The organism is Moorena sp. SIO3I6, from assembly GCF_010672095.1.
Map to the genome: position 1 here is coordinate 1 of NZ_JAAHHU010000190.1, position 10,047 is coordinate 10,047.

Here is a 10,047-nt window from a genome sequence, read left to right on the forward strand (position 1 = left end):
GCTGCTGTTGCGATCGCTTCTAACTCTGCCAACCTACTCCATACCACCTGCTGATCACTGCTATCACTATCTAATGCCCTAATCACAGTAATACACTGATTGGATATAGCAATTTCTGCTGCTACTTGCAATTCCTTGGGAACAGATAACCCATCTCTCTGGAAAGCCATCAAGGCTCTATAGTTATCCCGATAAACCTGGGTATAGAGCTGATCCAAACGGGTCAAGGTTTCCTTGCTCAACAGCTGCATAATCCGGTGTCGCTCTTCAGGAAACAGATGCTGCAAATTAAAATTTTGCTGCCCAAACAGCTGATTCATTACCAAAATTGTGTGGGCTGCACTGGCTTGCTCGAGGGCATTAAATAATCTTTCCAACCGCTGGCGGTAGGCTCGACATTCAGCAAGGGGTTGAATACAGCAGTGGAAGTCCCAACCACCTAGGTATAGCAAGGCAAACACAAAATCACCACTTTCCCTAGTTATCTCAGAAACCAATTGTAACTGTCCCACAGCTAGGGTTAATGCCCCGATTCGTTTTAGCTGGTAATATTGCTGATGGGCATAGTAACAGTAGATTTTGTCTTCTTGGGAATAGTTTTTAAATAGGGAACTAATGGCATAGTCTGCTACTACTTGCTTGCAGCTAACCTGGGCTGACACCACTAGTTGCCGATAAATCTGGTCACCAGTTTTAAAGCATTCCACATTACTGGGTGCTAGAGCAAGGCGTTGGATAAATTCTTCTTCCAGTTGGACTTTAGCAACATTAGCAGCTAACTCCATAGCACGGGCAGCATAGCGTAAAATCTGAACCCCTTCTAGACGGGAGATTTCCTCAAAAAACCAACCACAACTGGTATACATCAGCAGAGCATGACGCTGCATTTCCAGCAGTCGTAAGCCATCCACGTGTTCGGCGGTCGTCAGTGGGTGAGTACTATGACGCTCCAGAAAACTGTCCACATTGGCTGGGGAACGGTTCCGAATCACTTCGATATACTCATCCCGCGCTAGCCAAGGGTCATGGAAGAATTGGCTACCAGTCTCTTGATATACCTGAATCAATTGATCCCGTAACCAATCCAGGGCATTCCGCAGGGGACGACGCCACATTTGGTGCCACTTCCCGTCACCACCACAGCCACAATCATCTTGCCAACGGTCAACCCCATGGGAGCAACTCCAGGCTGTTACTGGCTTCAGTACCACTTCCCAGGTGGGTGGATTAAAGCTAAGGTAGTGGGCAAAGTTGGTTACTGTCCAGTGGCGCTGGGGAAACTCATGGGTAAAAGCGTAGGCAATACACTTCTCAGTGCCTGTTTTGTGATGGCCAAAGGTTTCCCCATCCGTTGCCACAGCAATCAACTGGGCGCTGCGATGATCCCCACGTACTGCTTGACCCAAACGCTTGGCGAAGTGTTCAGTACTGGTGAGTAAATCATTGAAGCCCATATCTCTGGAGATTGGGCCGTCATAGAAAAAGATATCAATAAATTTGCCATTTTTGAGGAAGCAACGGTAAGGGCGAGTAGGGTCAATCTGAGCACCTCCCACTTCCTGCCATGGAGAATTACTATTGTGTTCACTGGTGAGTTCATTGGGAATTGGGCGGCAACGTTGAGCTTGGGAAGGGGCTAGGATAATAAACCGAATATCTTCTGCTACCAATGCTTCCAAAGTGGGATAGTCTACTGCCGTTTCCGCCAGCCACATCCCTTCGGGTTCACGACCAAAGCGGGAACGGAAGTCGGCTTTTCCCCAACGGATTTGGGTGTATTTGTCCCGTTCATTAGCAAGGGGAAGGATGATGTGGTTGTAAACTTGAGCGATCGCATTTCCGTGACCATTTAAGCGTACGCAACTCTTCTTGTCCGCTTCCAGAATCCGCTGATACACTTCGAGATCGTAATCTTCCAGCCATGACATTAAGGTTGGACCAATATTGAAGCTCAAATAGTCATAGTTGTTGACAATATCTATCACTTCCCCTTGGTCATTTAATACCCTAGCAAAGGCATTGGGGCGGTAGCACTCATAGTAAATCCGTTCGTTCCAGTCATGAAACGGAGCAGCAGTAGGCTGACGCTCAATAGTATCTAGATCAGGGTTTTCCCGAGGCGGTTGGTAGAAATGACCGTGGATAGTAATATAGACACCTGTGGTGGTATCTAGGGAATCGTTGTTGAGCGTCGAGTAGTGTTTGATCTTGGCAGTGGACTTAGCAGTGGACTTTATTTCCTCAGCTTGTAACACTAGCAGTTCAGCTACTGAAGTCATGGGAATATGCATTCAAAAAACAGCAACACAGCTCACCCAACCCGATAACTTCATGTTTGGGACCCGGAGCGCGAATACCCTTGAGCAAACTTATACTGGTTTGGCAGTAACGAACAAAAGTAGCGGATAGTTGGGACAGCGGATAGTTGGGACAAACGTTAAATGCTTAACACAATGATTAATTCAACCGCAAGGTTTAATTCAAGTAACTCCAATCAGTTTATGCAAATTGCGGTAATCTTATCAATCTTCACCAGATCATAGCAAATTTCTATGGTTAAAAAATATATCCTAAGACTGATGCGCTTGAGGAATGGTTGAGTATCCAAAAGCAATATTGCAGCACAACAGTTACAGAGTAAGGTACTTGACTATCTAATTTGGCTATCTAAGTTCAGGACTTACGCACAGACACCATGGGTAGGGTGGGCAAGGTTTTGCCCACCCTACAGGTAGCTTGACTATCTAATTGGCCTATCTAAGTTGATTAGCTAACACCAGTCTAAATTTAATCTGTTCATGTTATGAAACAAACCGTCAAACCATCCCCCCACCTCCCTATCTCCCCATCAGTCTCAACCCAAAAATTAACTGCGTGACAGCTTAGGGGCGTGACAGCTTAGGGAGACGGGGGGATGGGAAGAGGGATTGACCAAGTCCCTTTCGATACTGCCCTAGTCCCCGAGAGTAACTAGAATAGTAATTCTTTTGAGGTAAAGAAACCTAAATGCTCACCAAAAACCAAATTTTGTCAATTTTGCTACTGTTTATTCCCATTTCAGTAGCCGCTGAATTTCTAGAGTGGAACTCGGCAGTTATCTTCATTACCTCTTGCTTAGCAATTATTCCTTTAGCAGCATGGATGGGAACAGCCACAGAAGAAATTGCTGTGGTGCTCGGTCCAAACCTAGGAGGGTTATTAAATGCCACCTTTGGCAACGCTACAGAATTAATCATTGCCCTAATTGCCCTGAATGCTGGGTTAGTAGAAGTGGTTAAAGCCACCATCACTGGCTCCATCATCGGTAACCTACTCCTAGTGATGGGATTTGCGATGCTGCTGGGTGGATTGCGTTACAAAGAACAGGAGTTTCAGCCCATTGTGGCGCGGGTGAATGCCTCTTCAATGAACCTAGCGGTGATTGCCATGTTGCTACCGACAGCAATGGATACCACATCCATTGGTATTCCTCAATCTACATTACAACAGCTTTCGGTGGCAGTTGCCCTGGTTTTAATTCTGGTTTATGGGCTAACTCTATTATTTTCCATGAAAACCCACACCTATCTGTTTGATGTGGGAATGGCAGAAATGGAGTCAGAAGAAACAGGGGAGGGTGAAATTGCCAGTTCCGAATCTCAACATCTGCCTAATATCTGGTTGTGGGTAGGAGTCTTGGTAGTGGTTACCCTGCTGGTGGCACTAGAGTCAGAACTTTTGGTGGATAGCTTGGAATCTGCCACATCACAGTTAGGACTAACAGCGCTGTTTACCGGAGTAATTTTACTGCCCGTAATTGGTAATGCAGCAGAACACGCCACTGCGGTAACTGTGGCGATGAAGAATAAGATGGATCTCTCAGTTTCCGTAGCCGTGGGGTCTAGTCTGCAAATTGCCCTATTTGTTGCCCCAGTGTTAGTGCTGGCTGGGTGGTTTATGGGTCAGCCCATGGATTTGGATTTTAATCCCTTTGAATTGGTAGCAGTAGCCGTAGCTGTTTTGATTACTAATTCGATTAGTTCTGATGGTAAGTCAAACTGGCTCGAAGGAGTGTTGCTATTAGCAGCTTATGTGGTATTAGGACTAGCGTTTTACTTCCATCCAGTGGTGGAGGGATTGGGATGAGTTAACGCCTAGTGTGTAGAGTTTGACGGTTGAAGGTGATGATGAACAAAGAATTTCAAGTCAATAAACTGTCAACATCCCTGTCATCCCAAAAAAATCTGGCTATATTAGAGCTAGAGGGGTAAAATGTCAATGATAAATCGATTTGATTGGTAAGACAAATTGATTGGTAAGAAAAATCATCATCTAATCCACCCCTTTAGCCTTTGCCCTTTGCCCTGTATCCACCCATCTAGCTTGAGATTAACCGAGCACGCTGATGGGATGGATGAGCCACTGAGGACATTAAGCCGAGATGCTGGAAGCCGAACAGATATTACATGAGCGCTATCAACTGAAGCAACAACTGGGACATAATGCTGGACGACAAACTTGGCTAGCTGAAGACATAAGAGTGTCACCTCCAGAATTGGTAGTTGTTAAACTGCTGGCATTTGGTGGTGACGTTAATTGGGACGATTTAAAACTCTTTGAGCGAGAAGCACAGGTGCTTAAACAGCTCAATCATCCCCGGATTCCCAAGTATCTTGATTATTTTAACATTGATGACCGAGTACTCTGGTTTTGCTTGGTACACAACTATATTCCTGGCTCCTCCCTCAAGGAAAAACTAAATCAAGGTAAACGATTTACAGAAGGGGAAGTGCGCCAAATAGCTGTGGATGTGCTGAAAATTCTTGAATTTCTCCATCAGCTGAATCCAGCCGTACTACACCGAGATATTAAGCCTAGCAATCTAATTTTAGGAGATGATGGGCAGATTTATGTCATCGATTTCGGGTCAGTACAGGATCGGGCTTCCCAAGAGGGCGCGACATTTACGGTAGTGGGAACCTATGGTTACGCGCCCATGGAACAGTTTGGTGGTAGGGCAGTACCAGCCTCGGATTTGTATGGCTTAGGAGCGACGTTGATTCATTTGCTCACCGGGACTGCACCTGCTGACTTGCCCCAGCGGAATTTGCGCATTTGCTTTAAAGACCAAGTCAACCTCAGTGCTAACCTGATTAGCTGGATTCAGAAGCTGACCGAACCGGCTCCAGAGCAACGCTTCAAAAGTGCGTCTGAAGCAATTCTAGCCCTAGAATTGGGCATGACACTAAATACTCGCAAAAGCAACAAACTGAGCAGACCCACCCGAGCCACCTTTGTGAATAATTCAGGTCAAGGGGGTTTAGGTGATCCTCGAATACCGATACCAGATGAAATCAAAGGCTGGAACTGGGGAGCTTTTTTGATACCTTGGTTTTGGCCTATGACAAATAATGTTTGGATTGGACTGATAGCATGGGTGCCTCAATTGGGTTGGTTAATGGCGATCGCGCTCGGTGCCAAGGGCAATGAATGGGCTTGGAAAAGTCGTCGCTGGCGGAGTATTGAACACTTCAAAGCTCACCAAAGAGGCTGGGCAATCGTGGGGATTCTCTTTGGCGCACCACTGAGCGTGATGTTGTGGATACTTGTCTTGGGCTTGGTCTCTGGTTTTTAATACGAAAAGGATCTAGCTTGCTGCTTCACCCTGGGCAAACTTCAACTCAAACATGCCAATACTTCTAACAGAAATATCCCAGGAACTTCCAGTAGAATTGTCAAGAAACAGTATTTACGCAGTATTTATCAAAGATAATAACGGACCATTCTGCTCTGTGCCACTAACCGCTAATTCGCTATGACACAAGTAAACCCGCTCTGTAACTCTACCGAATAAATCTCGCAAAATTCGCTCTAATCGCTGTTGATCAGCTTGGACTTTATCTTCCTCTGTCCAAGGACGTCCAGACCATTCCTTTAGAAATAGATGAGCTCCGAAAAGGGTAGCTGCACCACCACTGAGCCAGAGGGAAGAACCGGCATCTAACCAAAAGTGCCAACGGTGGCAGCGGCGAGCGGCACGGTATTGGAAAATAGTAGCGAGGGTGACGGCATTGGTAGCTGTGGGTAGGCGGCGGACGGGATAGGGATTAGCAGTAACGGTGCCACGACGTAGCATCAGAATGAATTGGGCGATAATTTGGGTGGAACGCTGACGGTTAGACGGTTGTTGCTTGGTTTGGCTGGAATCATCCACCTTCAACTCTTTCCCCAGGCGTCCATTCACTTCCCAGTAGTGTTGAGCGGTTTCCATCAGTTCCCGCAGTGCTGCTAGCTGTTCATAGGCGAGATTAGAACCATGCCACAAAAATTTCTGAATGGCGCGGTCGAAAACTACCAGGCACGAAGGAATCAAACCCTGTTGTTGTTGCTCCCGCTGTAGTTCTAACCATTGGAAAATCTCTGAGTAGGCAGTTGTTGCCTGATGCCCTAACCTATCCCAACGAGGAAACGACTCCACTGGTAATAGGCGAGGTTGCTCAGGATCAGGAGCATAACAGTGATCCGCTAATAAACCAGCACGGACAGGGTCAATTAGGGTTGCCGGTTGCAGATTTGAACTCTCAACCTTCAACCTTTCAACATTCAACCTTTCAACCTTCAACCTTTCACCCTTCAACTCCTGCACTTGTGGTTGGCTACTGAGTACTACCAGCATTTGTGCGATCGCATCTCGATTCACTAACCGTCCCAAGCCAGGATACACTAGCGCTAGTAGGGTTAGTAGTCCCTGAACCATGGGTGAGCTAATTAATGGGCGCTGGTCATTGAGGGGTTCTACAGCAATACCTTGGTTAGTCAGGATTTCCGTTAAGGTGTAGCGTGCGATCGCATCTAGACCTGGAGCAATGATCGCTATTTCACCAGGCTGCACTTGCCCAGACTTGACCGCTTGACTAATCACCCCAGCCGTTTGCTGCAACAGTTGAGCGCGGGAGGTAGTTTGAATCGATTGGATAGACTCAGGTAGACCATCAATAAACATGGAATTAGTAATTAATTCCACTACTGTGTTTGCCAATTCAACCGGCATTGCATCGATCGATAAATCCGGTAAGATTTCCACCAAGCAACGGGATGCCAAATCCGCTAGATAATTGGGGTCAGCATTAAGGCCCAAGCGTACCTGTCCATTAGGATTAAAGCTAAAAGCTCCCACAGCCCCTTGATTGAGTAGAGTCTCAAATAAATCCCGAGCGATCGCAGGATAGTCATCCACATCATCCGCCAGCACTGCCTGATAGCGCTGCTGTAAATACTGCTGATAAGTGGGGTCTGGCAACAAATACCGCCAATACAGTTCAGCAATAATCCCGTAGGTTAATAATCCCCTTTCTAGACACCAGCTTCGCCACTCTAGCAACAGATTTCCCACCGTTGACCAAAGTTCCGGGTTTCCTTCCTCCTCTGGTATCCCGACCGTTAACATGTGGGGAATGTCTTCAACAGGTATCCCACTCACTGCTGCTAATTGTAACAAGTCCAGGAGCCGACGAACTCTAGTGTAATCATTCCCCCCTGGCAGTTGTAGTAGATCATTATCCAGGTCAGTACGCCAGTGCTGGGTGGCTAAGTCCTGCTCAGTCTCAGGACGCAATCGCAACGGAAACTGTGCCTTGATATCCAATCGCCCAATTAACAAGGGCCAAAATAGCATTACCTCATCTTGGAAAAAACCTAAAGGTGTCTTGGAAAGTACTGGATACCGTCCCCGGATCACCTCTGTGAGCCGATCCGCCAGCTCACGCCGATTATCGTCATTAGCCGCAAACACTAAAATTCCTGGGGCTTTTGAGGGAGTTCTTTGATATCTTGAACTCGAATTTGGGTTTGACCAATCCAGTCCTCCTTCAACCCATTGGTAAAACTGACTCACAAGGCGAGTTGTTTTGCCAGTGCGAGTTGAGCCAATGATCCACAGTGAATTTTGAGCCACAAAATTTTTCTTTAGGTAATTTGCTATTATAGCACAACTAGGATGTAAGAGTTCTAGGAATAATTAGGTGTAAGAATGCACCCCTTAGATGTTGAGAGTATGATCCTAGAGAATTGAATGAATCTTCAAACTATCTTACGCACAGCTATACAATGGTTCTTCAATACACCAGAGAGAGCCTTGGATCAGGCATACAAAGCGGCCCTAAAAATTAAAGCGATTGAAGATGAATATTTTGGAGGTAAAAAAATCTCCGCCGATACCAGTCAATATAGTAACAGCGTTATTGCCTATTTTGAGGCAGAAATTAATAAATATATCAAGACTATCAACGTTAGACTAGCAGAATTTAAAACCAGTCGTTCTGTTATAATAAATTCTGAATTAACTGGTTCTAATCCTCTCGAAAATAGTCAACAACAAGCTAGGGAAAATTCTCGGTTATCTGAGTCAATCGACCTCAGCGATCAGCAGTCAATACTTATTGAAAAATTAAATTTTATTGATGAAATTATCAACAAGTATGCGGCCCCAAAACCGGAAAAATCCACCGCAGCATTGATTCCCATAGACCAAAAGCCAGATAATCAGATTACTAACTCCAGTCCAAGACAGGTTATCAACCAAAATTCCAATCTTCGAGAAGCCCCTTATTGGGAATCAGACAACAATTCATCGGTCAATAATCAAGGAGCTAACTCCAAGAAAGTAACGGATAAAACCGGTGTATTACCTAGGTCAATTGTAGGGACGGTCAAAAGAATTCAGCAGGAACTCGATCCACGAGCTGAAGATAAAGTTGTCAAAACCTTTCGTCGGTCTCAACGTAAAACCGTAATCTCTATTAAGTTTATCCTAATTTTAACTATTGTTCCTATTTTAACCCATCAAATTTCTAAAACGTTTCTAGTTAGTCCCATAGTTGAGCACTTTAGAAGTAACCATGAATCAGCTATTTTTTTAAATTATGAGATGGAAGAAGAAGCTCTGATAGAGTTAAAAAAATTTGAAGAAGAACTCCACTTTAAAAGCTTACTGGGGTTTACTCCTAAACTATCTGAGGAGGAGATGGAAGAAGAGATTAAGCATAAAGCTAACGAACTGGCAGAAGACTATTATAATCAAGGATCTAATGCCATTAAAAATATTTTTGCTGACATTATAGCTCTAGTTGCTTTTGCCTTAGTTATCATGAACAGCAAGCGAGATGTAATTATTTTAAAATCTTTTATGGATGATATTATCTATGGACTGAGTGATAGTGCCAAAGCCTTTATCATTATTTTGTTTACCGATATGTTTGTAGGATTCCACTCTCCCCACGGTTGGGAAGTAATCCTAGAAGCCGTATCCCGACATTTAGGAATACCAGAAAGTCGAGAGTTTATATTTTTGTTCATTGCCACATTTCCAGTTATCTTGGATTCGGTTATCAAATATTGGATTTTCCGCTATCTGAATCGGATATCTCCTTCAGCAGTAGCTACCTATCGCACGATGAATGAATAATAATATACCAGTCGAAGTAAAGGTTAAGACATGTTTCTGTTCCCTACTCCCTACTCCCTACTCCCTCACCCAATTAATAATTGCTATAGCAGTTTTGGCAATATTCAAACTTTCAAACTTACAACTTGAGCATAGAGATAAGCGATTGTTTCAGACATGATTGACCGCACTCCTTGACTAGAAACCCACCACTGTTTTGGTTCATAGTCAAGGGAATTAGCAGCTATTGCTCCAACTTTAATCTCAGGACCAAGAACTTGCTTAAATAGCATCCAACTTCTGCGAGTATGAACATCAAATGAATAAAGATTAATAGACTTGATTGATTCATCTGAGGTTAATAGCCACTCCCGTAACGCCTGAGCCGATGCTAACGTACGATTTACATTAACATCTGGTGCTGGAACAGCAACTAGTTTATCTGGCTCAAAACCCAGTGCGATAAACGTTGCCGCAGTCAATTCAGCATAGCTTTTATACTCTGACAGATAATATCCTTTACGCAGAGGAAGGCCAGTGGTGATTATTTTTTGATAATTACCCCGATCAAATTCTTCCATGGCACCTTTTAAGGCATAGTCCGGTAGCCATCCTTCTACTACTAA

At 44.7% G+C, this 10,047-nt stretch carries 6 protein-coding genes; 3 read left to right on the top strand and 3 right to left on the bottom strand.

The window, feature by feature from the left end:
• On the bottom strand, positions 1–2,279 hold a 2,279-nt coding region (locus F6K49_RS30460; protein WP_293102637.1), incomplete at its 3' end, for a DUF3536 domain-containing protein.
• 727 nt (positions 2,280–3,006) lie between these two features.
• Between F6K49_RS30460 and cax the strand changes: the two genes are divergently transcribed.
• Both cax and F6K49_RS30470 read left to right on the top strand, forming a co-directional pair.
• Positions 3,007–4,125: a calcium/proton exchanger gene (gene cax / locus F6K49_RS30465; protein WP_293024387.1), complete on the top strand. Its 1,119-nt coding sequence runs from the start codon at positions 3,007–3,009 to the stop codon at positions 4,123–4,125.
• Positions 4,126–4,420: 295 nt separating this feature from the next.
• Positions 4,421–5,614 carry a serine/threonine-protein kinase gene (locus tag F6K49_RS30470; RefSeq protein WP_293067499.1) on the top strand — a complete coding sequence of 398 codons (1,194 nt, stop codon included), beginning with the start codon at positions 4,421–4,423 and terminating at the stop codon, positions 5,612–5,614.
• A gap of 114 nt (positions 5,615–5,728) precedes the next feature.
• Here F6K49_RS30470 and F6K49_RS30475 read toward each other — a convergent pair whose 3' ends face one another.
• Positions 5,729–7,933: a recombinase family protein gene (locus tag F6K49_RS30475; RefSeq protein ID WP_293102642.1), complete on the bottom strand. Its 2,205-nt coding sequence runs from the start codon at positions 7,931–7,933 to the stop codon at positions 5,729–5,731.
• A 117-nt stretch (positions 7,934–8,050) separates the two neighbouring features.
• On the opposite strand from F6K49_RS30475, the gene F6K49_RS30480 reads away from it, so the two are divergent.
• Positions 8,051–9,442 carry a proton extrusion protein PcxA gene (locus F6K49_RS30480; RefSeq protein WP_293102645.1) on the top strand — a complete coding sequence of 464 codons (1,392 nt, stop codon included), beginning with the start codon at positions 8,051–8,053 and terminating at the stop codon, positions 9,440–9,442.
• Between the two features lie 104 nt (positions 9,443–9,546).
• On the opposite strand, the gene F6K49_RS30485 is transcribed toward F6K49_RS30480, so the two are convergent.
• Positions 9,547–10,047 (bottom strand): ElyC/SanA/YdcF family protein (locus F6K49_RS30485; RefSeq protein WP_293102648.1); only part of this gene is annotated, 501 nt, incomplete at its 5' end.